The 373-nt window shown below is 58.2% G+C and carries 1 protein-coding gene; it reads right to left on the bottom strand.

All coding sequences use genetic code 11. The annotated features are described in order from the left end of the window. Positions 1-234, bottom strand: a 234-nt coding sequence (locus tag AC1RP4_RS07815) for a hypothetical protein (protein ID WP_481763243.1), incomplete at its 3' end; no start/stop codon positions are given. Positions 235-373: the final 139 nt, after the last annotated feature.

The raw sequence follows: 373 nt of genomic DNA on the forward strand, positions 1-373 counted from the left end.
TCTAAGTGTTTTTTCGTGATCAGCACGCGCCTGATCAGGATTCCTCACCAATTCCGTAGAATCCGGGCCCCATTCAAGTTCTTCATCGGCGTCTGCGTCGGCATCGAGCCCATCATCGGCGTCTGCATCTACTATTTCGAAGTCCCCGTCCGCGTCTTCTTCGTCGGACCCGCGCACGCGCACATGGTTGTATCCGCGCTCCGCGATCTCCGCGTTGTAGTTGAGGGCCCACATGTGGGACGAGGGTCCTAGGGGAATTGAGTGCAGGACGGGCTTGATACCTAGTCCGTGGAGGACTCGAAGATGCGGGACTTGCTGGATAAGTGAGGACAAGGAAATCGGGGTTGGGGGCGTGGGGACGACTGCGATCAGC

This window comes from Dellaglioa sp. CoH-56-MRSF-10 (assembly GCF_056782175.1).